Source organism: Endozoicomonas sp. ALC013, assembly GCF_049310205.1.
Lineage (GTDB): Bacteria > Pseudomonadota > Gammaproteobacteria > Pseudomonadales > Endozoicomonadaceae > Endozoicomonas.
The window spans coordinates 1-26,981 of sequence record NZ_JBLYNS010000068.1 but is presented as its reverse complement, the minus strand read 5'-3'; the positions used below and the strand labels follow the sequence as shown (position 1 = coordinate 26,981).

The 26,981-nt window shown below is 51.4% G+C and carries 26 protein-coding genes; 7 read left to right on the top strand and 19 right to left on the bottom strand.

Going from position 1 to position 26,981, the window contains the following annotated elements; all coding sequences use genetic code 11:
- Positions 1 to 59 precede the first annotated feature (59 nt).
- The gene (gene hslR, locus ACO6V1_RS13655) at positions 60 to 449 is read left to right on the top strand and encodes a ribosome-associated heat shock protein Hsp15 (RefSeq protein ID WP_269672396.1); all 390 of its coding nucleotides are present in this window, start codon (positions 60 to 62) and stop codon (positions 447 to 449) included.
- On the opposite strand, the gene pdxA is transcribed toward hslR, so the two are convergent.
- From pdxA to xdhA, 8 genes are all read right to left on the bottom strand, one after another.
- Entirely contained in the window at positions 443 to 1,519 is a 1,077-nt protein-coding gene (gene pdxA, locus ACO6V1_RS13650; RefSeq protein ID WP_422443852.1) for a 4-hydroxythreonine-4-phosphate dehydrogenase PdxA, read from the bottom strand. The two genes, hslR and pdxA, sit on opposite strands and share 7 nt — an antisense overlap.
- Positions 1,520 to 1,564: 45 nt before the next feature.
- The gene (locus ACO6V1_RS13645) at positions 1,565 to 2,059 is read right to left on the bottom strand and encodes a hypothetical protein (RefSeq protein WP_422443850.1); all 495 of its coding nucleotides are present in this window, start codon (positions 2,057 to 2,059) and stop codon (positions 1,565 to 1,567) included.
- Positions 2,060 to 2,175: 116 nt separating this feature from the next.
- Positions 2,176 to 2,688, bottom strand: coding sequence for a hypothetical protein (locus tag ACO6V1_RS13640; protein ID WP_422467207.1), 513 nt, complete (start codon positions 2,686 to 2,688; stop codon positions 2,176 to 2,178).
- Between the two features lie 442 nt (positions 2,689 to 3,130).
- Positions 3,131 to 3,892 (bottom strand): DeoR/GlpR family DNA-binding transcription regulator, encoded by a 762-nt coding sequence (locus tag ACO6V1_RS13635; protein WP_101748183.1) that lies wholly within the window; start codon positions 3,890 to 3,892, stop codon positions 3,131 to 3,133.
- A gap of 287 nt (positions 3,893 to 4,179) precedes the next feature.
- Positions 4,180 to 5,103 carry an acyltransferase gene (locus ACO6V1_RS13630; protein WP_422443846.1) on the bottom strand — a complete coding sequence of 308 codons (924 nt, stop codon included), beginning with the start codon at positions 5,101 to 5,103 and terminating at the stop codon, positions 4,180 to 4,182.
- Positions 5,104 to 5,127: 24 nt separating this feature from the next.
- Positions 5,128 to 5,979: a xanthine dehydrogenase accessory protein XdhC gene (gene xdhC / locus ACO6V1_RS13625; protein WP_422443844.1), complete on the bottom strand. Its 852-nt coding sequence runs from the start codon at positions 5,977 to 5,979 to the stop codon at positions 5,128 to 5,130.
- Positions 5,980 to 5,999: 20 nt separating this feature from the next.
- A complete protein-coding gene (xdhB, locus tag ACO6V1_RS13620; protein WP_422443842.1) occupies positions 6,000 to 8,333 on the bottom strand; it encodes a xanthine dehydrogenase molybdopterin binding subunit in 2,334 nt (777 codons plus the stop codon).
- Positions 8,326 to 9,798 carry a xanthine dehydrogenase small subunit gene (gene xdhA, locus ACO6V1_RS13615; protein ID WP_422467205.1) on the bottom strand — a complete coding sequence of 491 codons (1,473 nt, stop codon included), beginning with the start codon at positions 9,796 to 9,798 and terminating at the stop codon, positions 8,326 to 8,328. Before xdhA ends, xdhB begins: the two co-directional genes overlap by 8 nt.
- Before the next feature lie 329 nt (positions 9,799 to 10,127).
- Between xdhA and ACO6V1_RS13610 the strand changes: the two genes are divergently transcribed.
- The 3 genes from ACO6V1_RS13610 (at position 10,128) to ACO6V1_RS13600 (ending at position 14,233) form a co-directional block, all read left to right on the top strand.
- The gene (locus tag ACO6V1_RS13610) at positions 10,128 to 11,474 is read left to right on the top strand and encodes an NCS2 family permease (protein WP_422443838.1); all 1,347 of its coding nucleotides are present in this window, start codon (positions 10,128 to 10,130) and stop codon (positions 11,472 to 11,474) included.
- 616 nt (positions 11,475 to 12,090) lie between these two features.
- The gene (locus tag ACO6V1_RS13605) at positions 12,091 to 13,035 is read left to right on the top strand and encodes a Gfo/Idh/MocA family protein (protein ID WP_422443836.1); all 945 of its coding nucleotides are present in this window, start codon (positions 12,091 to 12,093) and stop codon (positions 13,033 to 13,035) included.
- A gap of 100 nt (positions 13,036 to 13,135) precedes the next feature.
- The gene (locus tag ACO6V1_RS13600) at positions 13,136 to 14,233 is read left to right on the top strand and encodes a DegT/DnrJ/EryC1/StrS family aminotransferase (RefSeq protein WP_422443834.1); all 1,098 of its coding nucleotides are present in this window, start codon (positions 13,136 to 13,138) and stop codon (positions 14,231 to 14,233) included.
- A gap of 56 nt (positions 14,234 to 14,289) precedes the next feature.
- Here ACO6V1_RS13600 and ACO6V1_RS13595 read toward each other — a convergent pair whose 3' ends face one another.
- The 5 genes from ACO6V1_RS13595 to ACO6V1_RS13575 form a co-directional block, all read right to left on the bottom strand.
- Complete coding sequence (locus ACO6V1_RS13595; RefSeq protein ID WP_422443832.1) at positions 14,290 to 14,883, bottom strand: hypothetical protein; 594 nt, start codon at positions 14,881 to 14,883, stop codon at positions 14,290 to 14,292.
- A gap of 175 nt (positions 14,884 to 15,058) precedes the next feature.
- The gene (locus ACO6V1_RS13590; RefSeq protein WP_422467203.1) at positions 15,059 to 15,940 is read right to left on the bottom strand and encodes a hypothetical protein; all 882 of its coding nucleotides are present in this window, start codon (positions 15,938 to 15,940) and stop codon (positions 15,059 to 15,061) included.
- A gap of 219 nt (positions 15,941 to 16,159) precedes the next feature.
- Positions 16,160 to 16,660, bottom strand: a complete 501-nt coding sequence (gene hutX / locus ACO6V1_RS13585) for a heme utilization cystosolic carrier protein HutX (RefSeq protein WP_422443828.1) — start codon at positions 16,658 to 16,660, stop codon at positions 16,160 to 16,162.
- Positions 16,657 to 17,364 carry a hypothetical protein gene (locus ACO6V1_RS13580; protein WP_422467201.1) on the bottom strand — a complete coding sequence of 236 codons (708 nt, stop codon included), beginning with the start codon at positions 17,362 to 17,364 and terminating at the stop codon, positions 16,657 to 16,659. The genes hutX and ACO6V1_RS13580 overlap by 4 nt, the downstream gene beginning before the upstream one ends.
- A gap of 39 nt (positions 17,365 to 17,403) precedes the next feature.
- Positions 17,404 to 18,036, bottom strand: a complete 633-nt coding sequence (locus ACO6V1_RS13575) for a radical SAM protein (RefSeq protein ID WP_422467199.1) — start codon at positions 18,034 to 18,036, stop codon at positions 17,404 to 17,406.
- A gap of 273 nt (positions 18,037 to 18,309) precedes the next feature.
- Between ACO6V1_RS13575 and ACO6V1_RS13570 the strand changes: the two genes are divergently transcribed.
- Positions 18,310 to 19,860 carry an AAA family ATPase gene (locus ACO6V1_RS13570; protein ID WP_422467197.1) on the top strand — a complete coding sequence of 517 codons (1,551 nt, stop codon included), beginning with the start codon at positions 18,310 to 18,312 and terminating at the stop codon, positions 19,858 to 19,860.
- 55 nt (positions 19,861 to 19,915) lie between these two features.
- Here the strand turns inward: ACO6V1_RS13570 and ACO6V1_RS13565 are convergent, their stop codons facing one another.
- Genes ACO6V1_RS13565 through ACO6V1_RS13540 form a run of 6 tightly spaced genes read right to left on the bottom strand, consistent with a single transcriptional unit; the run spans position 19,916 to position 24,576 of the window.
- Positions 19,916 to 20,716: a heme ABC transporter ATP-binding protein gene (locus ACO6V1_RS13565; RefSeq protein ID WP_422443822.1), complete on the bottom strand. Its 801-nt coding sequence runs from the start codon at positions 20,714 to 20,716 to the stop codon at positions 19,916 to 19,918.
- A 1-nt stretch (position 20,717) separates the two neighbouring features.
- A complete protein-coding gene (locus tag ACO6V1_RS13560) occupies positions 20,718 to 21,764 on the bottom strand; it encodes a FecCD family ABC transporter permease (RefSeq protein WP_422467195.1) in 1,047 nt (348 codons plus the stop codon).
- A complete protein-coding gene (locus tag ACO6V1_RS13555) occupies positions 21,754 to 22,668 on the bottom strand; it encodes a heme/hemin ABC transporter substrate-binding protein (RefSeq protein WP_422467193.1) in 915 nt (304 codons plus the stop codon). Before ACO6V1_RS13555 ends, ACO6V1_RS13560 begins: the two co-directional genes overlap by 11 nt.
- Entirely contained in the window at positions 22,665 to 23,105 is a 441-nt protein-coding gene (locus ACO6V1_RS13550) for an ExbD/TolR family protein (protein WP_422443817.1), read from the bottom strand. Before ACO6V1_RS13550 ends, ACO6V1_RS13555 begins: the two co-directional genes overlap by 4 nt.
- Positions 23,102 to 23,857, bottom strand: a complete 756-nt coding sequence (locus tag ACO6V1_RS13545) for a MotA/TolQ/ExbB proton channel family protein (protein ID WP_422443815.1) — start codon at positions 23,855 to 23,857, stop codon at positions 23,102 to 23,104. The genes ACO6V1_RS13550 and ACO6V1_RS13545 overlap by 4 nt, the downstream gene beginning before the upstream one ends.
- Positions 23,858 to 23,892: 35 nt before the next feature.
- A complete protein-coding gene (locus ACO6V1_RS13540) occupies positions 23,893 to 24,576 on the bottom strand; it encodes a TonB family protein (protein WP_422443813.1) in 684 nt (227 codons plus the stop codon).
- A gap of 229 nt (positions 24,577 to 24,805) precedes the next feature.
- On the opposite strand from ACO6V1_RS13540, the gene ACO6V1_RS13535 reads away from it, so the two are divergent.
- Both ACO6V1_RS13535 and ACO6V1_RS13530 read left to right on the top strand, forming a co-directional pair.
- Positions 24,806 to 25,216 carry a thiol-disulfide oxidoreductase DCC family protein gene (locus tag ACO6V1_RS13535; RefSeq protein ID WP_422461262.1) on the top strand — a complete coding sequence of 137 codons (411 nt, stop codon included), beginning with the start codon at positions 24,806 to 24,808 and terminating at the stop codon, positions 25,214 to 25,216.
- Positions 25,217 to 25,335: 119 nt separating this feature from the next.
- A partial coding sequence (locus ACO6V1_RS13530) for a hypothetical protein (RefSeq protein WP_422467191.1) occupies positions 25,336 to 26,981 on the top strand: 1,646 nt, incomplete at its 3' end.

Here is a 26,981-nt window from a genome sequence, read left to right as displayed (position 1 = left end):
TATGGTATTGCCGAGCTGCTGGCCATCCGTTATCCCGACAGGCTCCAAGGGGGGACCGAATGAGTAATAGTGAAAAGATCAGACTTGATAAATGGTTATGGGCAGCCCGCTTTTATAAGACCCGCAGTATCGCCAAGGAAGCCATAGACGGTGGCAAGGTGCACTTGAATGGTCAGCGGTGCAAGCCAGGCAAAGAGCCTCGGGTGGGTGATGTGATAAAACTTCGTGCTGGCTGGGATGAGCGCATTGTTATCGTTAAGCAGCTCAGTGATAAGCGGCAGAAGGCTGAACTGGCCCAGCAGCTCTATGAAGAAACACCTGAGAGCCTTCAGGCCCGGGAAGAGGCCGCCGAGAATCGAAAAGCCCTGCGAGGTGCCATGCCCAGACCCGATCACCGTCCGGATAAAAAGCAGCGTCGTGAGATCCTGAAGCATAAGGCGGATTACTGATTCCGGTGGGTTCCATCGGTATATTGTATGGCGACTTTGATCGCTTCCGTCAGGCTGACTTCGCTGGCCTGACCGGTACCGGCGATATCATAGGCGGTTCCGTGATCCACCGAGGTTCTCAGAAATGGCAGGCCACAGGTAATGGAAACCGTACGTTGAAAGTCCACCATCTTGGTGGCGATATGGCCCTGGTCATGATACATGGACAGCACCCCATCATAATCGCCGTTAAGCGCCTGATGGAACACGGAATCAGCGGGAATGGGGCCAGTGATATTCCACCCTTCCTTCCTGGCCCGCATCACCGCAGGCTCAATGGCGCAGACTTCTTCATCTCCAAACAGCCCGTTCTCGCCACAGTGGGGGTTCAAACCGGCCACAGCCAGTGATGGCGAAGGGACGCCCAGGGACTTGAGAATCTGGTAAGACTTGACAATGCCCTTGAAAACCCTGTCTTCAACAATGGCATCACAGGCCTGTCTGAGCGACAGATGGCGGGTAAGAAAGAAAACCCTGAGCCCGGCAACCTGGAAGAGCGTAATAGGGTCATGGGTGTGAGTCAGTGATGCCAGTATTTCCGTATGGCCGATATGAGGAATCTTTGCCGCTTTGAGCGACAGCTTATTGATGGGTGGGGTAACGATGGCACTTTTTTTCTGCTGTTGAACATAGTGAACCGCCTGCTCAATAAACTTGTATGCTGCCACTCCGGTTTCTGCAGAGATTTTTCCGAACATAATGTGGTCGATATTCGTGATCGGGCAGTCAAGCAGGTTGATTTGTCCGGGCTGATGCAAGTCAGGAGTCGTTTGTTGAAGCAACCGGAAGCTGACCTTCTCCCTGCACAGGCTGGCGGCCTGTTCCAGCCATCGAACATCCCCCATCACCACTGGCCGACAGGTTCCGGCAAGCTCCGGGTCACATAGTGATTTGATAATGATTTCTGCGCCGATACCGGCAGGGTCACCCATGGGGATACAGATCAGGGGAGGCATTTCGGCTATCGGCCACACCGGGCCGCCTGCAAGGCTGGAGACTTCAATCAGCTTAGCAGCAATGCTGAGTGTCACAAATGTTCATGACCGATTCGTCGGCCACCGGGCATGATGAAACGATTAGGAACCTGTGCCATTGCCCTGCCCGGGTGGAGTGAGGCAGCCCTGGGCAGCACGGTTTCGGACAGAACTTGCGCCTGGTTGTAACGTGAGCACCTGGAATTGTGTAGGTGGATAGATGTCAACTACAGGCTTTTCAATGACATCAGTTTCACCAAAGCCATAATTATCCCACTCGCGGGCATGAGATTGATATGGCAAATGATCAGAATGACAACACTTCCGTTCTTTCAGGCACTTGTCCACCGTACTTTCGGCCTTGTTCAAGCAACGTACTGCGCAAGCGCCGGTAAATGCTGCACTGTATAAACAGGCCTTCGGGGCGGGAGTAACACATCCCAGAGTACAGCATCCTGTTACGCACATTGCCGTGCTGTATGCCATACAGACAACCTGCTGCAAATTGTCACGTTCTTTCTCACAGAAGTCACAGTGCTGAACATTGTTTCCCCACACGGCCTGTGGTCCGGGCTGGTAATTGATTACAGTATTCATGGTTCGTTAACTCCAGTTTTCCAGATCGTCGGACCGGGTTTATTGGTGATAGTTCCCGGGCAAGGCCGCTTTAATGTGACCTTCCTTACAGGCTCCTGGGAGAATCTCACTTATCTTTACTTCCTGGCCTGTGTTCCGTAACCGATGAGAAAATCTTCCATTATGTCCACAGCAACAAAGTCGGCTTTTGTCTTCTTAACTGAGTCGGCTGGCACATCGTTGTTATCATTCTCCTGGATGAGTGAATGATCGGGTGAAATGAGGATGCCCGGAGCTGCACGGTTGCGGACAGAGTTTGTGCCTGGTTGTACAGTGATCATCTGGAATGGTGTCGTCGAATGGCTGTCACCTGAAAGCTTTTTTCTGGCATCAGTTTCACTGGCCCCGGAACTATTGATCTCGCCAGAATCAGGCTGATACGGCAGATTATCAAAATGACAACATTTCCGTTCTGTCAGGCACTTGTCAATACTCCTTCCGATGTTGTTCCAACAACACAATGTAAAGCAGCCGATACATGACGCACCAGTTAACGAAGAACACGCGACGGAGCAATTGCAAATTAGTCCCGAAAAAAAGCCTACAATAAAGGTTGCTGCGCTGCATGGCACCCAGATTGCCTGCTGCAAATTGCTCCGTTGTTCCTTACAGGACTGACAGCGCTGATCACTGTTTCGGCTCATGGCCTGGGGAAGGGGTTGATAATTGCTTAAAATATGCATGGTTCGATAACTCCGGTTTTTCTGGTTCGTCGGACCGGGTTTATGGCCGATGGTTCCCTGCAAAGGCCTCTTTTTTTATCTGAATATTTTTCAAAAGAACCTGAAATAAACAACCAGCGTTTAAAGATTTTGTTCCTGTTTGTTCTGGGAAATAACCAACTTGTTATTACTAATTTTTTAGAAAAGCTTGTGTGATGCAGTAAGAAGAAGACTGGAAACTCAATCGGCAATAAAGAAACATCGTCGCTAAATACTATCAATGAGTTGACTACAAACTCATCACAACTGAAATCAGGGATTTTCACGGCAAAAAAAGGGAGCCACAGGGCTCCCGGAAGATGATCTCTGGTCAGGACGGCAGAATGATATTGCCACCGGCTTCGCGGATTGCGGCCAGGTTCTCTTCATCAAACTTGCTGTCGGTGATAATGCAATCCAGCTCTTCCAGACGGGCAATGGTTTTCATGCTGGAGGCACCAAATTTACTGGAATCCGCCAGCAGAACGGTTTTATTGGCCCGTTCCATCATTTTGCGACGGATATAGTAATGATCGTTGGATGCCGTGGTCACGCCATTGTTCAGGCTCCAGCTGTTGGTGGCCAGGAAGGCGATATCCGCATTAATGCTGTCCAGGAATGACAGGGCCGCAACATCCGTGTGCGCCTTGGTGATGGCACTGACATTACCCCCGGTGGTGAACACCTTAACCGTTGACGAGTCTGACAGCTGCAGGGCAATTTTCAGGTCAGTGGTGATCACGGTGACCTTCATGCGCATCATCAGTTTGGCCAGCGCCATTGTACTGGTACCAGAGTCCAGCAGAACGATCTGCCCTTCACGAATCTGCTTCAGGGCTTCATGGGCGATGGATTTTTTCTCTTCGATATTCACCGCGTTTTTCTTTTCGTAAGGGATATCTTCCATCAGGAAGCTTTTGGACACAGCACCGCCATAGGTCACGCGCAGCTTGTCTTCTTGCTCCAGGGTGCGAATATCACGACGGATGGTCATTTGGGAGACATCGAAACGTTCGGCCATTTCTTCGATGTTGGCACAGCCTTTTTCTTCAACAAAAGCAAGAATATGTTCGCGACGTTCAACCGGAAGCATAGTTGTTCCTCATTAAATGGAGCATGATCAGTTTGCCCTGTTGATCAACTGGCACATCAGGTTCGCAGAACTCGACCAACGGTAATGATGCTTGCTGCCGATGAGTATTCAGAAAAGTAATGTCCCGTAAGAGGGGCTTACGGGGTTACCGTGCGGTAATGAACTGATGGCACTCGAATGCAGAAGACCGATCAATGGGCATTTGGCGCGGGATTATATCACCAGAATGATGAACTATTACTAACTTTTGCAAGTTATAAACCGGGAAGTTAATTCAGGACCATTCCTTACTCATGCTCAACCGCCACTGCTCTGGCGTGGCTTTCCCTGACTGACAGGATCAGCTGGTCCTTTTCAGTCCACAATTCATTCACCCAGTTCTGACACTGTTCCCGAAATACCTCATCATTACTGTAATCCCGACCAAGATAAGCGTCAGAAATTGTCTGTTTTTCAATCCTGACGTTGATAGCATCGCCCCGGCCGCAGAGGAAGTCCCAGAACGATGGCACTCCGTCCTGGTAAACAATGGTGATATTAATCAAAGTGCGCAGCTGTTGATCCATGGCACCAAGCACAAAACCGACGCCGCCGGCCCGTGGTTTCAGCAGATGTTGAAAAGACGACTTCTGTTGCTTGTGTTTGGCATCGGTAAAGCGGGTTCCTTCAATAAAGTTAAAAACCGATACCGGAACATCCCGGAACTTTTCACAGGCTTTTCGGGTGGCTTTAAGATCTTCACCGCGTTTCTCCGGATGCTTTTCCAGATAGGCCCGTGAATAGCGTTTCATAAACGGGAAGTCCAGCGCCCACCAGCATAGGCCGATAACCGGTACCCAGATCAGCTCCTGTTTCAGAAAGAACTTCAGCATGGGAATTCTGCGGTTCAGCAGGTGCTGGACAATAAAAATATCCGCCCAGGACTGGTGGTTACAGGTGACCAGATACCATTCATCTTTCTGCAGGCTGTCCAGTCCTGCAATTTGCCACTGCATCCTCCGGGTCAGTTTCATCCAGCCACTGTTGATGCTGATCCAGCACTCAGCAATAGCGATGCACAGGCGGGTACACAGTTTTTGCCACGGTTTGATCGGTATCAGAAAACGACTAACACTGAATGCCAGTAAAGGTATGCTCATAATCAGGGTGTTTATTGCGAGTACACTCGCGGATAGGCAACCCCTGAGAAAAGCCGGGATAGATGACAGCATAGTATCTACACACGTTAGTTATTATCATTGGGCAACTTCATGCTGATGAGAATGTAAGAGTTTTTTCAAGCCTTGCCAAGGGATACCTTCGCGCTTTTTATGGTTCTCACCCCGGTTGCCATTTTGTATGGACACAATTTCAGCAGCAATCGCAATGGCTATTTCAGCAGGCTTTCGGCCCCCAACATTTTCCAGTCCAACCGGACAGCGTAGATGCTCAATTTGGGCTGGCGAGAAACTGCCTTTGTGTTCCAGTCGCTGACGGAAACGCTTGGCCTTGGTTTCTGAGCCAATAACACCCAACCAACGACTTTGTTCGTGTTTCAGTGTTGCTTCGGCAATGGCGAAATCCAGCTGGTGGTTGTGGGTGACCACCAGAACAAAGGTATTATCAGGCAGGTTTTCTACCTCCAGCTCCGGCTGATCGCTGATGCAGACCCGAACATTTCCCGGCAGCTGTTCAGGAAACAGTGCTTCCCGGCTATCGATCCAGGTAATCTGGCAATCCAGAGGAGCCAGAACATTCACCAGCGCATGACCCACGTGACCGGCACCAAACAGGGCGATACGAAAACCACAGGTGGTGATCGGTTCCAGCAGCGCACTGACACTGCCGCCACAGCACTGCCCAAGCTTCGGGCCAAGGGGAAAGTGCTCCAGAAGCGGCTCTGAGTGGTGGTTAAGCAGAAGTTCCCGGGCTTTCTGGATCAGCAGAAATTCCAGCTGCCCGCCACCGATGGTGTCAAAGCACTGGTCAGCCGTGACCACCATTTTACTGCCAGATTTTCTGGGGGCAGAACCTGCCGACCCCAGAATGGTCACCAGTACACCGGACTCGCCGGTTTGCTGAAGCCTGGCCAGGGCATCAATCCACATATCCTCTCCCATCACACGGTTTATAGCGCGTTCTCTTTTATGGATGTGACGGCCGTCAATACCCTTTCCGGGGTGGCAGGCACATCAATTTGTGGATTAACCTGATAATCCGAAAGGCTGGATACGGCATCCCGTATGGCACACCACACCGACATACCCAGCATAAAGGGGGGCTCGCCTACCGCCTTGGAGTGATAGATGGTGTGTTTCGGGTTTGGCTGCTGGAACAGCTCAACATTGAATACCGGTGGCATATCTTCAATGGTGGGGATTTTATAGGTAGCCGGGTTATTACTCAGCAAACGTCCACTGTCGTCCCATACCAGCTCTTCGGTGGTCATCCAGCCCATGCCCTGGATAAAACCGCCTTCAATCTGACCCCGATCAATCGCCGGGTTCAGTGAATGGCCCACATCGTGAAGAATGTCCACCCGATCCACCTTGTATTCACCGGTCAGCGTATCCACGGTGACTTCTGACACGGAAGCACCACAGGCAAAGTAGTAAAACGGTCTGCCACTGGCGGTTTCCCGGTCGTAGTGAATTTCCGGCGTGCTGTAGAAACCACTGCTGGATAGGGAAACCCGGTGCAGATAGGCCGCCTGAATAAAGTCAGCAAACGGCATTTGACGTTCACCAAGACGCACTTTGTCATCCTGGAATGACACTTCCTGCCCTGAGACGCCATAGTGCTCAACCGCAAAATCAACCAGACGATCCCGGATTTTCTGGCAGGCATCCTGAGCGGCCTTGCCATTCAGGTCGGTACCACTGGATGCCGCAGTGGGTGACGTGTTGGGTACTTTGTCGGTGCGGGTAGACGTCACCTGCACCCGTTCCAGAGCAACACCGAACTCGTTGGCCACGATCTGGGCGACTTTGATATAAAGACCCTGACCCATTTCGGTACCGCCATGGTTGATCTGGATACTGCCATCGGTATAGACATGGACAAGCGCACCGGCCTGGTTCAGATGTTTTGCGGTAAAAGAGATACCAAATTTCACCGGTGTCAACGCCAACCCTTTTTTCAGTACCGGGCTTTGCTGGTTGAATGCGCGGATGGCTTCCCGTCGTTGCCAGTAGTCTGAGCTTTCTTCCAGCTGGCCGATCACCTCATGCAGTACGTTATGTTCCACACGCTGGTGGTAATGCGTGGTATTTCGGTCAGTGATGCCATAGAGGTTTCTCTTGCGAACCTCCAGGGGGTCCAGACCGGTTGAACGTGCAATGTCGTCCATAATCCGTTCAATAACCAGCATGCCCTGAGGTCCGCCAAAGCCTCGGAAAGCGGTATTGGATGCGGTATTGGTTCGGCAGCGATGGCCGATCACATGGGCGTTATTGAGATAATAGGCGTTATCAGAGTGGAACATGGCCCGGTCGACAATGGCGTCGGTCAGGTCCGGAGAGTGCCCGGCATCACCGGCCAGCTCGATATCAACACCGGCCAGCAGGCCCTGCTGATCAAAACCCACGGTATAGCGATGGCGAAAAGGGTGTCGTTTACCGGTAGAGAGCATATCCTGCTGTCGATCAATGCGAAACTTCACCGGTCTGCCGGTTTTTACCGCCAGAAGCGCCGCAATACAGGCCGGGGCGGCGGCCTGGGTCTCCTTGCCACCAAAACCGCCGCCCATACGGCGTACATCGGCCACCACTTTATTCAGTGGTATGCCAATGACTTCAGCGACCAGCTTTTGCACTTCCGAAGGGTGCTGGCTTGAGGTATAGACATGGAGCTGACCGTCTTCCAGGGGAATCACGCTGGCAATCTGTCCCTCAAGATAGAAGTGCTCCTGTCCACCGTTCGACATCTGTCCCGATAGCCGGTGATCGGCATTATGGATGGCCTGTCCGGCGTCGCCTTTTTTCATGGTGTGGTCAGGCCGTACAAAGGAGTTTTGCGCCATGGCCTGATCAATACCCAGAATGGCCTCCAGCGGACGATATTCAATCACAGCTTTGCGGGCTGCGATTTTCGCCGCTTTATGGGAGGTGGCTGCCACGGCAAACACCGGTTGGCCGATATAATCCACCCGGCCATCGGCCAGTAGCATATCGCCCGGAAAGACAGGGCCAATATCTTTGTGACCCGGAATATCGTCTGCGGTGATGACCGCAATAACACCGGGCGTATTCCAGACTTCCTCAACATTGATGCTGACGATATCTGCATGGGCTTCTGTGGAAAGACCAAACCCGGCATGCAGTTGGTTGGCCATTTCCGGGCGGTCATCAATATAGAGGGCTTTACCCGTCACATGCAGATGAGCACTGTCGTGTTTAGCCGAGCGGTTTCCGCTTATAGGACTTTGCTGCTGTTCACTGGCCAGATCCGGTAGTTTACGCATGACAGATAATCCTTACATTCTGGCCAGACAGTTCCATAAAATAACGCTCCAGCAAATTGCAGGCGGCTACAAGACGATACTCGCTGCTGGCCCGGACATCGGACATCGGGCTGAACTCCTGACACAGAGCGGCCTTGGCCTGACTGAGTGTTTCCTGGTTCAGTGGTGATCCCGTTAAAATCTGCTCACACAAGTCTGCACGCCTGGGGATGGCCGCCATGCCACCCAATGCCACTCTTGCCCTGGTTATGTGTCCATCGTCGTTGGTCTCCAGATTGATCGCGGCCAGGACGGTGGAGATATCATCACCATAGCGTTTGCTGAGCTTATAGACTTTCAACTGGTGAGGGGTTGTGGGAATACGGATTCGGGCAATGTACTCGCCGGATTTAAGCTCAGTCTTTTTGTAATCCAGGAAAAACCGGTTCAGGGGGATATTTCGAAGGGTATCTCCGTGACGAAGATCCAGAGAGGCATCCAGCGCCAGTAACACAGGGGGAGTGTCGCCTATGGGCGAGGCGTTGCCGATGTTACCGCCCAGAGTTCCCTGATTGCGTATTTGCTGGGAGCCCAGCCGGTCCAGCATCTGTGCAAACTCAGGAAAGTACTTCGACAGTATGGGTTTCAGGCTCCGATAAGTAACAGCCGAACCAATCACCAGCTCATTGTTTTCCTCGTGTATGGTCTGCAGAGAAGGAATACGCTTTACCAATACCAGTTTGTTTATTTTCTTCAGCTGTTGAGTCACGTCGAGCCCAAGATCGGTGCCACCGGCCAGAATTCTGGCGTCAGGGTTTTCCACCAGGTACCGGGCGAACTCATCTTCACTGGCAGGAATAAATGCACCGTTACCGCTGACACTGCCCTGTTGTTCTATGGTTTGCAGTCTGGATAAGGTTTCTGCCCGGTGCCTGAAGAATTTGTCATCCGGTTGCCCATTGGCCAGGCTCTCAGCGGCATCAATCAGGGGGCGGTAGCCAGTGCACCGGCACAGGTTGCCGCCCAGGGCCTCAAGAACATCCGGTTGGTTTTCTGCAGGTTCATGGTGAAGCGCAAATAACGACATCACAATGCCCGGGGTACAGAAGCCACATTGCGACCCATGGTGGTCAACCAGTGCCTGCTGTACCGGGTGTAACTCGCTCTTGTTTTGGTTATCTTGCGGGTGGGCCGAACCTTCCAGGTCTTCTACGGTCAGTAGCTGCTTACCATGCAGCGAAGGCAGCAGCGCAATACAGGCGTTCATGGTATTATATTTCAGCCGATCGCCCTCTGGTTCACCCACCACAACAGTGCATGCGCCACAGTCACCTGAGCAGCAGCCCTCTTTGGTGCCGGTACGCTGTTCAGTGGCAGGCTTTGCAGAGCTGGTTTCAGCGTTGCCTCGAAGATAATCAAGAACCGTGGTATCTGAAGCGGTGTCCTCAACTTCGACGAGCCGATCGTTAAGAAGAAAGCGAATCACGATGGCATGTCCTTTTCTTTTTATTTTGTCTTTCTATGCCATGACAGGCCTTTTGCAACAGACTCTGAAGCTCCCGTTGGGCGGGCTGTATGGCATTTCCAGCCTGTTAATTTGCATTAATTTGACTATCTGGTCAGTAAAATAGCAAGCCACCAACTGTGAATTTTATTGACTATATAGTCAGAAATTTGCATTGTTCCAGTCCAGGTTGTTAGTCTTGCCAGGCTGGGTAACGATTTTCACGACAGAATACAGGTACCTGAATCCGGGAGGCTCTGCTTCCGTATGACCGGGATCTTAAAATTTTCTACAACAGGATTAGAGCCTCTATGAATAGAGCGGATACAAGACCACTGCCTTTGGCCGATGAGAAGCCCACGTTTCTCGAGCGGTTATTCAAGCTTAAGGAACATAACACAACGGTAAAAACCGAGCTGGTGGCCGGTTTCACCACCTTTGTCACCATGTGTTACGTGGTGTTTGTGATACCGGGTATGCTTGCCGATGCCGGTATGGATAAAGGTGCTTTGTTTGCGGCTACCTGTATTGTCGCCGGTTTGAGCTCCATCGCTATTGGCCTGTATGCCAACTGGCCCGTAGGCCTGGCACCCGGTATGGGCCTGAATGCGTTCTTTGCCTATGCCGTTGTGCTGGGTATGGGCTACTCATGGGAACAGGCGATGGGTGCCGTTTTCTGGGGGGGTATCGGTTTTATGCTGCTGAGCCTGTTCAAAATCCGTGAGTGGATTATCAACAGCATTCCGAAAGGTCTGCGAGTGGGTATTACCGCCGGTATTGGCCTTTTCCTCGCACTGATTGGTCTGAAAAATGCCGGTATTGTGGTGGCCAGCCCGGGTACTATTATCACGCTGGGTGATATTACCCAGTTCAGCCCGGTGATGGCCTGTTTGAGTCTGCTGTTGATTCTGGGGCTGGCTTACCGTGGCTTCAAGGGAGCGGTGCTGACCGCCATTGTCGTTGTTTCGGGCATAGGCCTTCTGGCTGGGGATATCGCCTTTCAGGGAATATACTCCGCCCCACCGAGCCTTGAACCTGTGGTTGGTAAACTGGATATCATGGGTGCCCTGAAACCCGAGATGCTGGGCGTTATCGTTGCTTTCATGTTTGTGAATTTGTTTGATACCACCGGAACGTTGATTGCCGTTGGCGATAAAGCTGGTCTGGCTGACGAGAATGGCAAGATGCACAACATGAACCGGGCGATGGTTACCGATGGCACCGCTTCCTGGGCAGGTGCCCTGATGGGAACACCGACGGTGACATCCTATGTAGAAAGTGCTTCAGGTGTCGCAGCCGGTGGACGAACAGGCCTGGTAGCCGTCACTGTGGGTGTTTTGTTCCTGCTCTGCATGTTCCTTTCGCCACTGGCGGCCATGGTTCCCGCCTATGCGACAGCCGGTGCCCTGATTTATGTTGCCGTGCTGATGGCAGGCAGTCTGGCAAACATTGACTGGAATGATCTGACGGAAGCGGGTCCGGTACTGATTACCGCCATTATGATGCCGCTGAGCTTTTCCATCGCTAACGGCATTGCTCTCGGGTTTATCGCTTACCCACTGGTAAAACTGCTGGCGGGAAGGACCAGTGAAGTCAGTATCAGTATGTGGATTCTGGCCACATTATTTGTTCTGAAATTTATTTTTTTCGGGATTTGATTGAGTCATACCCGGCCATGGGCAGTCAGTGAATATGGCTGCAAATGGTCGGGTGGTTACGTGTTGTAATCTCTTTTCATAGCAATAAACCGCCGTATTTCTGGGTGTCTGCTCGATGGTGACCGCGTCATCAACAAGATTGAGCTGGACTACAGAACTGCTATCGGTGGTCATAAACATGCCGAGGTGAGCGTATAAGGCAAGCGCAGCTGATTGCGGCAGTCTATTCTTGGTCAGCATCCTCACCCGGATATTTCATAAACGTGCTCTCACTCTCGCTTGTCCTTTGTCGCTCTAAGGGAGTTTTGCTCAGTCGACCGTACTCCCCGGTACGGCGCTCCCTCACAAAATCCCTTAGAGCGACAAAGTCCGGCGCGAGATTCGGGGCAGTTTATGAAATATCCGGGCTAAGGCAGCGTGCCTCGCTGCCTTTCACTTTCTGCCCCATTTCTTCCTCTTCTTCTAGCAGAACTGCAATTTCTGTCTATCTTTTCTTTACTGCTTCTATTCATCGACAACCTTGATCAGGGAATATCGTTTTAATACCAATTCCATAACCGGGTCAATACTGTTCAGAGTGGCGGCGTTCCCATAAGCCAGAGAGTGATGCCAGCAAATGCTACGAACGGCAGTGATTGGAGCGGGTTATCTCGGTAAATTTCATGCTCAGAAGTATGCCCGGCTGGCATCCAGCCACCTTGTGGGCGTTGCCGATATCAACGAGACCTGTGGCCAGCAGGTTGCCAGCAGCTGCAACACCCATTATTTCAGTAATTACCGGGACCTGATCGGGCAGGTTGATGCCGTCAGTGTTGTTGTTCCTACCGCCCTGCATCACGCCATAGCCAGTGACTTTCTGAAAGCGGGCGTGCATGTGTTGGTGGAAAAGCCCATTGCCAGCAATGTACCCCAGGCTGAAGAGATGATTAAGCTGGCCAGGAAGCAACAACTGATCCTCCAGGTTGGCTTTCTGGAGCGCTACAACGCAGCACTGCGGTGCGTTGCCGACAAGGTTAACCAGCCCCGGTTTATTGAGTCTCACCGCCTGTCCAGCTTCAAGCCACGATCCATGGACATCAATGTGATTATGGATCTGATGATTCATGACCTGGATATTATTCTGAATATGGTGGATTCCCCGATACTGGATATTGCGGCCAATGGCAGTGCGGTTTTGTCAGACACCATTGATATTGCCCAGGCCCGTTTGTCGTTTGCCAATGGCTGTGTTGCCAATGTGACCGCCAGTCGAATCAGTCAGAAAAGCAAAAGGAAAATGCGGATTTTCCAGAAATGCTCCTGTATCTGCGTTGATTTTCAAGCGTTGAAAGTCAGCCATTTCTTCAAAGGTGAAGGGGAGTTGCATCCGGGGGTTCCGGCCATCGAATGTCAGGAGCAGAGTTATGAGGGCAGTGATGCGCTCAGGCTGGAGATTGAAGACTTTCTTCTGAGTGTTATTGCTGCAAGCCCCCCAAAGGTCAGCGGTGAAGATGGTCGAGATGCGTTGCATGCCGCGAATAGAATTTCGGAGATTATTCATAAGACGGGTGTAAGCCTCTGACAGCAAACGTTGAACGGCTGGCAAAGGATAAAATAACCATATAGCGAATAATCGGTACCGTTTTATTGAGTGTAAAAGGGGCACCATGAATCAAAAAAAAATGAATACTATCCCAATGGTGGATGTGCAGGCATGGCATCGGCCAATTCAGGCGCAGTTAGAAAAAAAAGCGCTGGAAGTATTGCGCAGTGGTCGTTTTATCATGGGGAAAGAAGTGGAGCTTTTTGAACAGGAGGTCGCTCATTACCTCGGAGCCAGGTACGCCATCAGTTGTGCAAATGGTACCGATGCACTTGTTCTTGCTCTCCATGCTGCCGGTATAGGGCCGGGAGATGAGGTATTAACCACGGGTTTTACCTTTTTTTCCACAGCGGAGGCCATTATCCAGGTGGGGGCAACGCCCGTTCTGGTTGATATAGACTCAGAGACATTCAATATTGACCCCCTTGAGCTGGAGCGAAGTATCACTTCCCGTTGCAGGGCTGTGCTGGTTGTCCATCTTTTTGGTTTACCTGCAGCGCTTCGGGAGATTCAGGCCGTCTGTGATCGTCATGGTTTAATCCTGCTGGAAGACTGTGCACAATCCTTTGGTGCTGGTTATCAATCCCGAAAAACCGGCAATTTCGGTTTGCTCGGTACTTTCAGTTTTTTCCCCAGTAAAAACCTTGGTGGATTTGGTGATGGTGGTCTGGTCATTACCAGCGAATTAAAAGTCGCCGAAACGGTACGGATGCTACGAAATCACGGCAGTGCATACCAGTACCACCATGAGTGCCCGGGCTACAACAGTCGTCTGGATGAAATTCAGGCGGCCCTGTTAAGAGTCAAGCTGGAGCATATAGAGGTGTTTAATGCTCAGCGACAACAGGTGGCACAATGGTATCGAGAATTCCTGAACGATAGTGAGGTACTCTTTCCTCATGGGCAGCAGGAACATATTTATCATCAGTTTACGGTTGTTTTGCCCACTGGCCGGGATATGGTCAGGAAGCGCCTTGCCGGTGAAGGTATTGCCAGTGCTATTTATTACCCGTTGCCTCTAAATAAGCAAAGGGCATTGGCAGGTAAAGACGGTGAACATGAACTACCCGTATGTGAGCAGTTATCCGAACACTGTCTTTCACTGCCAATATATCCTGGTATGACCAGAAGCCAGACCAAGACCGTTGCCAGCACATTGATTAAAGTGATGCATTAATTATTTAAGCATCTCAGTTATGGCAAGAGAGCCTTTTCGTCAAGTCAAAGCAGACCCTAAGAAATTGCCCCCTGCTGATCCCCCTCCCACGATACCAGAGGCTGTTTGAAAACTTGGAATGAGTCATCAAAAGAACTCTGCAATCCTGGCTGAGACTGAATGGGAGCTGTGCATTTGCTACAAACGAACGAATACGATGAGGGATCTATGAAGATGAATGCATCTCCCTCTCCCGGATACGGTGGAGGAGCCATGCTGTTGGGATCCCAGTATGGTGGAGATGATACCGATGGTTGCTCCGAGCTCTGTTGCTTGTCACCAGTGTGGGAGACTGGTTCAGTACAGATGGCGATCTGTCGTTCCGGAAGTTTCTTGACGCAAGCGCAGTGACTAGAGATGCCAATAAAGGTGGCTACAGGACAGGCAAGACTGGCAAAACCAATAGGTATGCCGAGGAAGGCATAAGCGATTTGGCACTTGGATATTAATGCACCCCCCATGTAACCGCCGAAGGCACCGATAGCACCATAGCCACTCGAAATTTTAGCAGTTTCTTTAACAGCGTGAAAATCACAGCCATAACCGGCCGACCGATGTTCCACTTGTTGTGGCTGTTTGATCACCGGTGGAGTACGATGAGAGACATTCATATGTCTTATATCCTCAGAATATTAGTTATTTATATCCCACAATTTTTATGGCAGTAATGCTGCGGCAAACAGGGGATACGTCTATTTGACTGAATTATTTTGCAAAAGTTCATTTAGAATTGCTTTTTAATATGATTTCATTTGGTTAACTACTTATCTATTGGCAAAACAGGGATCATTCTGGTGACGCATTTTTTTGTGCTTTGCGTAAGCGGTATCTTCGTGACGCTTCTCTTCTGCGCTCTGCGAAATCAGGATCATTGTGGTAGCGCAGCCTTCTGCTCTCCCTTTGGCGCTCCCTTAGGCGCTCTCGGTAAGCGGGATTATTCTGGTAGCGTTCCCTGTTTTTCTTCCTTTCGAATTCTACATAAACGGGATTTCTGCGAAGCTTTCTTTTGAGCTCCCTTTTGTGTTCTGCGTAAACGGGATCATTGTGGTAGCGCTCTCTTTTGCGATCCCTTTGGCGCTTCCTTTGGCGCTCTGCGTAAGCGGGATCATTTCGGTAACGTTCCCTGCTTTTCTTCCTGAGTTGCTCGGCGTAGGAAGGGTCATTTTTATAGCGCTCCCTTCGGTGCTGTGTATCGGTGAGCGCTTTACGAGGCTCCTTTTCGTGCTCAATGGGTAAGGAGCAACGTTCATCAGACTCATCAACTCTTGCCAAGGCTAAATCGTCTGATGAATGAATTTCACCCCCTAACCCTAACAGAGAATAGATTGAAAACCGTTCATTTTCAGGAATATACACGGGGGCAGGATCATTATTCTGCGATCCTGTTGTTGCCGGTAAGTGACGTGGTTGATCTTCTTCATTATCGTTATAAGCGATGACGATCGATCTGTTTTCAAACCGGGAATCATTCAATGCATTGTGAAAAGATTTCGTTGGCTGCTGAAGGTGGCGTTCATTAGTTTTATGAGTACCCATGGCACATAGAATACTTGCTGCTTCTGCTATTTCACGGAAGAAGAGTTGACCCGATGTACCAGGTCCAGACGAAGCGGTATCCTGAAAGCAACAAGCAATAGCGTGTGAATCAGAGCAGGCAGGTATATCCATTAGATTATGGAATTATTGAATTCTGCCTTGAGACTGTTCTTTCTGTTAAAAGTTCCTCCCGGACACCATTCTTGCAATATTTGAGTCAACCAGACATTGGGTTTTGCTGCAAATTCGCAGGCTACTCCCGACCAGCCTCCGGGTGGTGACGGAGGCCTCAGGAGGAAGATCACAGACGCAAGTTTTAAATCCCGGTAATCCTGGTTACCGGGTAGATAGTCAGGCGGCAGAGAGTCTCTTCAACGCCTCAAATTTTTCCAGCTGTTCCGGCAAAAAGTTCTGCTCTTTATCCCGACGCAGGTAAACTTTGAACAACATACGGCCCTGTTTGCTCAGGAATTGCACCGAGCGGGTTGCTACACCATGGAAGGGCTTGCTGACCAGGGCGATCACCGCAACATTATCCAGCTTCAGGTGTCCTTTCAGCGGTGTCCGGCGGTCGCTCAGATTGTAATAGCCGAACTTTTCACCCCCTTTCGGGAAATGGCCAACCATTTCAAAAATTGAACCATCCACATCAATCACCAGCGTCAGTTCGCCCCAGGTTTTGATATCCCGCAGGACATCCAGGTAATGGCTGGCATCAATCAATGTCACCATGTCAGCGGGCATGGCCTGAATCACGTCCAGTTCGCTGGCATTGAGCTGGTTAGCTATATCTGCCGGTAAAATGGCCGGGTTTCCGGTCAGAATATCCTGTACCTGTTGAGCCAGAGTCATGCAGCTTTCTCCGTGTTTTTTCCAGCAAAAGGATGTTGTTCAAGAAAATTAATCAGGGCCTGGTGCATGGTGACGTTCCAGAATTGCCCGGGCAGCGTCAAATCGAGAATGCCATGGTGAATGGTGGCCAGGCCATTGTCCTGCCAGGCGTCAAACAGCGGCATGCAGTGCTCGCTCATGCCTGCACCAGCAACATGGTCAAGCTTGCCGATTTCCAACCAGCCACGGTCAAAACCCGAGCCGATGGTGCCCAGCAGCGGTTTATTACCCGTGGCTTTGCTCATCATCATCAGGGGCTTTTGGCCAGCATCCAGGGCCTCGTAATAGGCGGGCAGTGTTCTCAGGCTCATGGCATTGTGCCCGGCAAAGTTACCACCGGCACCGGCACCAAACGGCATGATTTCGGCACCGGATTTTACCCCGTGGTTGTAGATATTCCGCTCCCGGGTATCCCGTCCCCAGTGGCTGACAGTCAGTCGACCCACTTTGTGGGAACTGAGGATATCAACGCCCCGGCGGAACATTTCCGCACGCTCCGGTGAGCTGGCCGGCTCGGGCATGGAGCCATTGTCAATCGACTGCTTCATCCGGCTGGAACCCAGCAGAATGAGTTGATAAAGATCGACACCATGGGCTTTGGATTGCAGGAAGGTGTGCAGATCCTGCTCCCAGTCATCCAGGGTTTGGCCCGGCAGACCGAACATCAGGTCTACGACGACGGCTGCATTGTTCAGACTGCTGACTTAGTCCAGCCTTTCCAGCAGGAATTCACCGGAGTCGATCCGGCTCATGCGGCGGCGGATGGTGGTATTAAAACTCTGTGCCCCCAGGGAGAAGCGGTTAAACCCGGATTCCAGGCAGGCTGCGATTTTGTCGTTATCAAAGCCATGAAAACGGCCTTCAAAGGTCATCTCAACATCGTTGGCCAGTGGCAGGGACTCACATACTGCATTGCCAAGGCGAATAATCTGCTCCGGGGTCAGGTCGGTGGGTGTCCCGCCGCCAAAATAGACGCCATGGAACAGGCCTCCCTGAGTCCAGGCATCCTGTGCCGACAGGCGAATTTCCCGCTCCAGATAGTCGACATAGCGGGCAATTTCATCTTTTTTGGTGGTGTTTTGAAAGAAGCCACAGTAAGAGCAATGGGTTCTGCAAAAAGGAATATGAATATAGGCCAGTCGCTTACTGTCCGTGAGCAGCTGTGGGTTAGCAGGGCTATCCATAAGTTGCCGGTACATAGCCTGAGTCTGCCCGGCAGGAACCGGAATGGAGCCGCTGTGGGTGTGGGCTGACTTCTTGCCGGTAAAGGCAAACTTCAGTGGATCAGGGGATGATATCCCGGTCAGCTCGGGACCCAGGGTGTGTCTGGCAACCATAATCGGATCGTTCTAACTAGCAAAATGAGAATTATTATTATTTTGATTTGTAAGGTGGTGTGCAATTGATACAGATCAACAGATTTCAGGTGAAAAACTTCGGTTTACCACTGTGGGACTGTTGTGGTTACGTGACGACCATGCAGGCCATTTCCGGGATGTGAATGGTCACCGGAATTACCGCAATCATTGGATTAGTTCATGCCTGTGAACCTTGATCAGGAAAATATTGTCTAACTGCGCAAATCGAACAAAGTTAATAAGGTTAAATTGATGAAGCAGTTCAGGCAGTTTTGTATTTCCTTTTTAGTCTCCTTTATTTTGTGTCCCATTGCCCTGGCAGATGAGACTGCGGTAACACCGGATAAATTACACATCAGCTATGTCAGGCAATATATGGCAAACAACCGTTTCTTTGATCGTCTGAATGCCCCCGGATATGGGGGACAACCCATTGAAGCTCAGGTAAGGGCAGGCTGGGCTGAAGCAAAACGGCAGTACAACTGGGTACTGAAGGAGTATTCTCTCTATGAGTCGTTACCCTATCTGGCGTTTTATGTTCCTGCTTTTGCTATTGCTGGAACAGCATTTTCGTACAAAGGAGCCATTTACCAATTTGTGAGGACCAGCTCGGATTTTACTAACCTGTTAGCTTACGTGTCTTTTACGATGGTCGGCACATTAATAGTGGCGACATCTGTTCCATTTACCATGAATGTTTATTACGGAATATTTGCGCCCAAGCTGGCCGAGGAGAATTTGATTCTGGCCTATGGTGCCAAGAAAGCATTGCTGGACAAACGCACACAACATTACATCGAGGATGAGCTGTTTTACAGTTTCTGGCGAAGCCCTGGCGGCGAAGCACTCAACCGGTTGCAGAAAATTCTGGATAAAGCATTAAGGCTTCCGTTTTACTCCAAAGCACTGGTGTACGATGAAGCGAAAATTGAGGAAGCCTTGCAGGACTACCCAACCCACGTAGGCGAACGGTTAAAACGGTTTGTCCATTCTGAGTTGATTTACCAGCAGACCGATTCCTCAATCCATGATAGCCATTACCCGATTTATTTCCTGGGCGCACCCGGAACCGGCAAGACCCATGCAGCCAAACAGCTGGCGGAAGCGATGGGGACTAACCTTGCCATTGTCAATCTTGATGGTGCCTCCATTGACGATATTGTCGGAACCCCGTTTGAAAGTGCCAATGCCAGGGCCGGCAGAATTCTGGATGCGATTGTTGCCCGTACCGATTCAAGCCAAGATATTAATCACCATAATCAGGTTCTGCTGATTGATGAGTTTGATCGGCTCTTCATCTCCGGAAACGAGAAAAGCAAAGATGTACTTTCGTTTATGTTGAAGCTGCTCGATCCGTCCAATCGTTCTTACTACAGTCCCTATTTGAAAACAGAAGTACGTTTGCCTGAGACCATCATTCTTGCCGGTAACCGTGATATTCATGAATTAAGCACCCACGATCCTGAGCTTGAGGCCATTGCCTCCAGACTGGATAAAGTCGTATTTGACGGTTTCGATACCGGCGCGAAACAGAGAATTGCCTTTGAAACCATGATTCCCAATAAGGAAAGGCGTTATCAGTCGGCGGGTAAGCTTTTTGCCGATTTCACCTTACCACAGAGCGGTCATGACATGATTCATGACTTTATTGAAACGGATCAAGACCCGGGACTGCGCTCCCTGGAAAAATATATATCCCAGGTATTTGAGACGTTTGCCCATGGCCTTGCGACAAAGAGTCGTATTTCTTCCGGGAATAAGGCAGAACAATGGCACGGAGAGCCGGTGCTGGCAGGAGGGTAACGCTTGTTGTTTTAGGCCTGACGCTGCATCGTCAGGCCATCGCTTAAACGACCAATTAATGGTTCACAACCAGCGGACAGTGATAGGCCGGGTGCTCAGATACACTGACCTCAATATCGAACACTTGTCCAATCGTTTCCGGGGTCAGAACCTGATGGGGTGTGCCTTCTGCTGCTATCCTGCCATTTCTGAGGATCACAATCCGGTCAGAGTAACGCGCGGCCAGATTCAGGTCGTGCATGATAACCATCACGCCGATGCCCTGGTCTGCTTCCTGTCTGGCCATTTTCAGGGTCAGCTGTTGATGGGCCGGGTCCAGTGCCGATGTAGGCTCATCAAGCAACAGGTAGCGCTGACCATAAGGGCTTTCATCCCAGATCTGAGCCAATACCCGCGCCATATGCACACGCTGGCGTTCACCACCGGAAAGGGTGGTGTAATGACGATCCTGCAAATGCAAGCCATCAACTTTGTTAAGCGCTTCCCGGGTAATCATCAGGTTTTCATCATGGTGACTGGCACAGGGAATGCGGCCAAGCAGGACGACTTCTTCCGCCGTAAAGGGAAAGCTCAACGAGGATGACTGCGGCAACACGCCGAGCATCAATGCCTGATGGTTCAATGGCCAGTCACTGCGACCATTAAGCAGCACTTCGCCGCTGGAAGGTTTTCTCTCGCCACTGATGACTTTCATCAAGGTGCTTTTACCGGCACCGTTTGGGCCAAGCACCGAGACCACTTCCCGGGGCTTCAGGGTCAGATTAATGTCCTGAAGCAGGTGCCTGTCTCCGATCTGCACCGATACGCCCCGAACTTCCAGCGTGTTTACCGCTGCGCTTTCCTTACCAGAGGCCATATCAGACAATCCTTTTACGTTGCTGCCACAACAGTGACAGGAAGAAAGGGGCACCCATCAGGGCAGTGACAATACCGATGGGAAGTTCTGCCGGGGCGACAATGGTGCGGGACAGCATATCCGCTACCAGTAACAGAATACCGCCCAGCATGGCCGAGGCTGGCAACAGAATACGATGGTCCGGGCCAACCGCCAGGCGAATCAGATGAGGAACCACAAGTCCCACAAAACCGATAAATCCACTGACGGAAACGGAAACCCCCACGGCCAGGGCCGTCAGGAAAATCAGGGTCAGTTTCACCTTCTGGACATCAATGCCCAGGTGGCGGGCTTCCGACTCACCCAGCAGCAGCGCGTTAAGCACCAGGCCATAACGGCCAAGAATCAGAACCACCGGGATTAATAACGTGGCACAGATAATCACCAGGTCCCAGGTAGTGCCCCCCAGGCTGCCCATCTGCCAGAAGGTCAGGTTGCGCAGCATGGTATCGTCCGCGACGTAGTTCAACATCCCCATTCCGGCACCGGCCAGGGCATTGATCGCCACACCGGCCAGCAGCATTGTTGCCACCGACGTGCCGTTGCTGGTGGTACCAACTTTATACACCAGCCAGGTGGACAGTACCCCGCCAACAAAGGCCAGAATGGAAACGCTGTAGCTTTGCACCAGGGATGGAGCGCCGGCAAACAGCAGACCACCCAGGACAATAGCAATACCCGCCCCCAGGGCCGCACCACTGGAGACACCGACAATACTGGGGTCCGCCAGTGGGTTTCGGAACAGGCCCTGCATGGAGGCACCGGCCACCGCCAGCGAGCCACCGACAATCAGCCCCAGCAGTGTTCTGGGTAAACGAATGGACTCAATAATCAGCGCAGACTGGTTGCTGATGGTGCTGTCGGACAAACCCAGCCGGTCAAACAGTATGGTCAGAATATCACCTGCGGGAATGGGCACAGCGCCCACGCCAATGGACACAATCACCACGACTGGCAGCAGGATTGCCAGCGCGGTTAACAGCAGTGCCCCCTGATGGTTACGACTCATTGGAGGATGGATTACCTTGGTCTAAGTAAAAAGATTTCGCCAGGGACAGTGCAACATCCCCCGTTCTTGGGCCGAGGCCGCCCAGCAGCATATTGCCATCAATGGCCACCACCCGGCCGTTTTTACCAGCAGGCGTCTGCTTCAGGATGGGCATCTGGTCCAGCAGTTTTGCCGGTGTCATATCCGGGTTACTGGTTGAGCCCGGAAAAATGATGACCTCGGGTGCCAGCAGCAGCATGGCTTCATTGGACAGTGCCTTGTACCCTTTAAACTGCTCTGCCGCAGGGTTGTATCCCCCTGCCAGACCAATGATCGCATTAGCCGCAGTGCCGGTACCGGCGATGGTTGGGGAGCGCCCGCCCATGGTCAGGACAAACAGGACCGGTACGTTCTTTTCATGCTGTTGTTGATAAGCACTGGCCATGGCTTGCGCCTCATCCAGGGAGTCTTCGATGTCGTCCCACAGCGCTTCGCCCTGTTCCTCTTTACCAAGAATACCGGCCAGTGACTTGATCTGATGTTCAATGCTGTCAGCGGTATGCTCCAGGGGCAGGGCTGCCACCGCAACACCGGCACTTTTCAACTGGGTCAGGGTTGCCGTTGGGCCCATGTCTTCAGTGCCGATCAGCAGGGTAGGCCCAAGCGCCAGAATCCCCTCAGCAGACAGCTGTTTATGATAGCCGAGCCTGGGCAACTGGTTGACTTCCAGGGGCCAGGTGCTGGTCTGGTCAACGGCAATCACCTGATCACCGGCACCCAGGGCATAGATAATCTCGGTTACCCCGTTGCCAGCAGAGACAATACGTTGATTGTCGTGTGATCCGTGCGCCAGTGCAGCGTTGCCACCCATGGCAGCAGAAACAGCCACCAGGGCGGCCAACAGTGGTTTAAACGTTTTCTTCATGGTTCGCCTTTACCATCTTCCTGTTCCATCAGCACCTGCGCAGCGTCAATCTTGTGCTGGCTGAAAAACATCATCAGCTTGACCAGATTGCCCAGGGGGGCATCTTTATCACCGGCAATCAGTACAGTGGTACCGGGAGCTTCTTTCACCTGTTTCAACAAAGTGGTAGCGAACACTTCCCACTGCTCAAACTTCTGTTCACCAATAGCCCAGGGCTCACCCTGTTCCAGAATACTGACGGTCAGCGTTTTTGGGGCCGTGGTGACCGACGCCTCCTGCCGGGTTGCCTGAGGCAGTTCCACCGGCAGGCTCAGGGTCTGTACATTGGCGGTGAACAGTAGAAACACCATGACGATAAACACCACATCCAGCAGCGGCGTCAGATCCGCCATGGAGAGTGATGCACTGGTTTCATCAATATCGTTGATGCGAATCATGCCGCTACCGCTCCGGCACGGAGGACGTCTGGCTGGCCAGTCTCTGAGCTGGCACTACCCTTTTCCGTCAAACTCTTAACAGCAGGTGCTGAAGGCGAAGTGGCTAAACCGTCGTCGTCCATCGTCAGGCCTTCCAGCAGCAGGTTAGTGTGATTCAGGGCAAACTCCAGCTTGGAGAGATAATGGTTAGCCCAGACACCAAAACCGTGAGCCGCCGCCAGGGCTGGAATTGCGATGATCAAACCGAATGCGGTGGTGAACATCGCCTGCCACAGACCCGCAGCCAGAATATCCGGAGTGACCGGACCGGCCACGGCGGCAATATCACGGAACATATCGATCATACCCAATACGGTACCCAGCAGACCCAGCATAGGGGCCAGCACACCAATCAGCATCAATGGCTTCAGCCAGGCATTCAGGCTACGCTTCTGCTTCAGCAGCCACAGGCCAGCCACTTCCTCACGCATCGACTTTTCCCAGGTGCTGTGGCTCAGAAGCACTGCAACCCCCTGACGAATGCCTTTGCCCTGGCTAAGATCCTGGCAAAGATTGTCCTTGCTTTGTGCCTGCTTATCGCTGCCACAGCATTGACGCACTTCATTAAACAGTGCGGTCATCCCCTTGCGGTTCATGGAGGGCAGCAGGGCATAGGTCACCAGCCGCTCAAGAATCATGGCCAGTCCAAGGCAAGAGGTGATCAGTAATGGCCAGGCCATGATCCCCAGTGATGCAAGGTGTTCTGTCAACATGGCGTTACCTGCTCAGTAGTAAATGGTTTGCTGAATCAACTGATTTCAAATGCGACGGGAATATGCACCCGGGATTTCACAAATTGGCTATTACGTTGCTCGGGCTTGAATGACCAGCGCTTAACGGCATCAATGGCTGCCCTGTCCAGCACGGGGTAGCCGGATGACTCAAGAATATCGATGGTGATCGGGTGACCCCGTTCATCAACAATTACATCGAGCATCACCACGCCCTGCTGATTTCTCCGTTGCGCCAGTTTCGGGTAGCGGGGTTGAACCCAGTCACGGATTTCCGGTTCACTCACCATCACGGGCTCGTTGCTCAGTCCGGGGGACGGGCTTCTCTCAGTCACGGTTTTTGCCATCACCGGCTCAGTCACTTCAGGCCTGGTCTTCTCAACGGGTTTGGACTTTTCGGTGATTTTTTCCGGTTTTTTCTTTACCGGCTCTGGCTTGGGTGCTTTCTTTTCAAGAACGGGCCTGGCGTTCTCTATCGGTTTCTGGACTACCTTTGGTTCAGGCTCAGGTTCTTCCTGAACAACCGGCTCTTTGACCGGCGGTTCCGGCTGGCTGACCGTGGCAAAGCTCACGGAAACCGGTGCCTGGATAGAACCCATATAAATGGTTCTGGGCTCAGATTCCTGGTGGTCCAGCGCAACCACCACCGCCACATGGGCCGCAACGGATATCAGCAATGTGAAGAAAGCTTTTTTAGGCATGACCAGGAGCGATAATAGTGTTGAATGACCTAACAGCAGCGTAGGTTACTCGAAGCATAAAAGGTGTTCAATAACATGAATGATAATAATTCGCATTGTTTGTGCTAATAAGTAATATCCGCCAATTGTTTGATCTGGAGCACTGCCCGGGCCGTAAAATTGGCAAAAAAACGTTTATTAAAGGTTGCTTACATTCTCGAAAAATCATTTACCTTCGGTGATTGCAGTTATGGTGCTAAAAAGAAAAGAAATATCCCTGCCTGTTACGCTTTTCTACGATGGAGAATGCCCGCTGTGCATGCGTGAAGTCGATCATCTGGCGAAAAAGAACCGCAAAGGTTTACTGAAGCTGGTTGATATCAGACAGGATGGTTTTCAGGAAAAATACCCGGAATTTGACCTGGCAGAACTGGATCGGGTTATTCACGCGAAGCTGGCTGATGGCCGTGTAGTCAAGGGGGTGGATGCAACTCTGGCGGCCTGGGAAGCTGTAGGTATGGGGTGCCTGGTTGCCCCTTTACGCTGGCCGGGCGTCGCCTGTATTGCTGATTTTGGCTACGAACTGTTTGCGAAGAACCGTCATGGCTTATCCCGCCGCCTGGGGCCGATACTGGGTAAAAATGAGTGTAATAAATCCTAGTACTCGGGAACTATTTTTCCAACCGGGTATCTAACAGGAAAGATCCATCTCAAGCCATAAACAGGAACTGAACCAGCGTATGGGCTTGTATCTCAACAGTTAATAATGGAAGTATCTGTATGCTAGATATGAACCTGCCTTTGGTTTCCAAATTCAGCGTTGGCGTTTCAGATTCTACTGCCCCTTCGGCCCGCCTGGCGGAGATTCGAAAGGAAGTGACCGCCTTCTTCAGGCAATGCTGCCTGGCTGACGTGCCCGGCTCCGGCTATTGCCAGACCAAAACCCACCAGCATCAATGTGACCTGTCCTCATTCACCCATTGGGATCACTTCGTCCCCGCACCAGTGAATGCCACACTTTTCCACTTCCACCAGCGCGGGGGATCTTCTGGCAGTAGAACCATCACGATAGAGCCACAGAGGAACCCGACACTCGTACTCCGGCCTCCCGTTCTAAGGCTTGGGGATGCGTCTGCGCCAGGCTCTGTACTGAGTCCTCCATCTGCCAGAGATGAACATTCCTTGCCCGTGGAGGGTGCAGTAGGTGGCAGCAGAGCAGCAGAACTGCCAACAGGGAAAATCTTCCTGCTCAACAAGGTTAAAAAGCGGGCTTTAGAGTTAGAGCAAGTGGCTGACCAGCTGACTAAAGTCGATAAGGACTCCAGTACAGGTGCTCAGCTGGAAGCAAGGCAGGAACACATCAATGCCCAAATAAACGCCATTAAAAGCGCCTATCAGAAACGTTACGGACCGGAATTGATAAAGCAGTTTGCGCTGTGGCAAGCAGCAGTGCGCAGTGCTCTGTGCAACGAAGCTTCAACAAGCCCACAGACGTTTGATCAGCTGAAAAATCAGATAAGTGTCCATCTCGAAGAGATAAAACACTTTTTGATCAAGGGCTATCACGACGAGTGCAATATCCTCTTGCAACAACTGCACAAGGCAAGAACCGCAAAGGACGTCAATGATCGCGCCAACTTTTTGCGGGGTTTGATCAATGCCAACAAGCCGGTGATGCCCAATCAGTTACAGGGGGGCGACGACGACCATCTGTACGGTTACTTTGACGCACTGAGAGAACAACTGGTAAGCCTGCAATTCATTTTGAAAATGCCCGATATCAGTGCTGCGGATCAGCAAAAGACACGGCAAAACATCATGATCATCACGGGAAAAGTGGAAAGAATCACTGAAAGTTTCGAAGCAATTTCCCGTTACGACCGCCTGAGTGACTCAAGCCATTTGTATCCCGCGCAGCTTGCTGAAATGCAACAGACCATCAGAAAAGGCAAGCGCCTGAGCGCCACAACCCCCTCCCCCCAGGATCAGGAGCGCTGGGCACTGGTGGCAAAACTGAAACAGGATCACCCTGAAGTCACCATTGATGAAGATGCGATTCTGGACATGGCAGAGGAGGATTTCCAGCTGGTGCTGGCACTGCAAGGGAAACAAACATTGACCAAAGCCCAGCGGCAAACCCTGCAAAGAAATGAGTGGCAACAAACTGACCGTAACAATCTGGTGGTTAACCGGGGCACTGAAAGGGTCCGCCTCCATATTTATGAAGACCGGTATCAGTTAGTAAATAACATAACCGGTGACATCATTGGCTCACTGACCCCTGATCGCTGGGAGCGAATCAAGCAGCGCCTGAAAGATGAGGGAAAGAGCCTGGGCGAGGTTACCCATCAGATGGTTGTTGATGATTTCAAAAAATTCAAAACATCACCCTATCAGAATCAACGGTGTCATGATGTTCCCAAAGA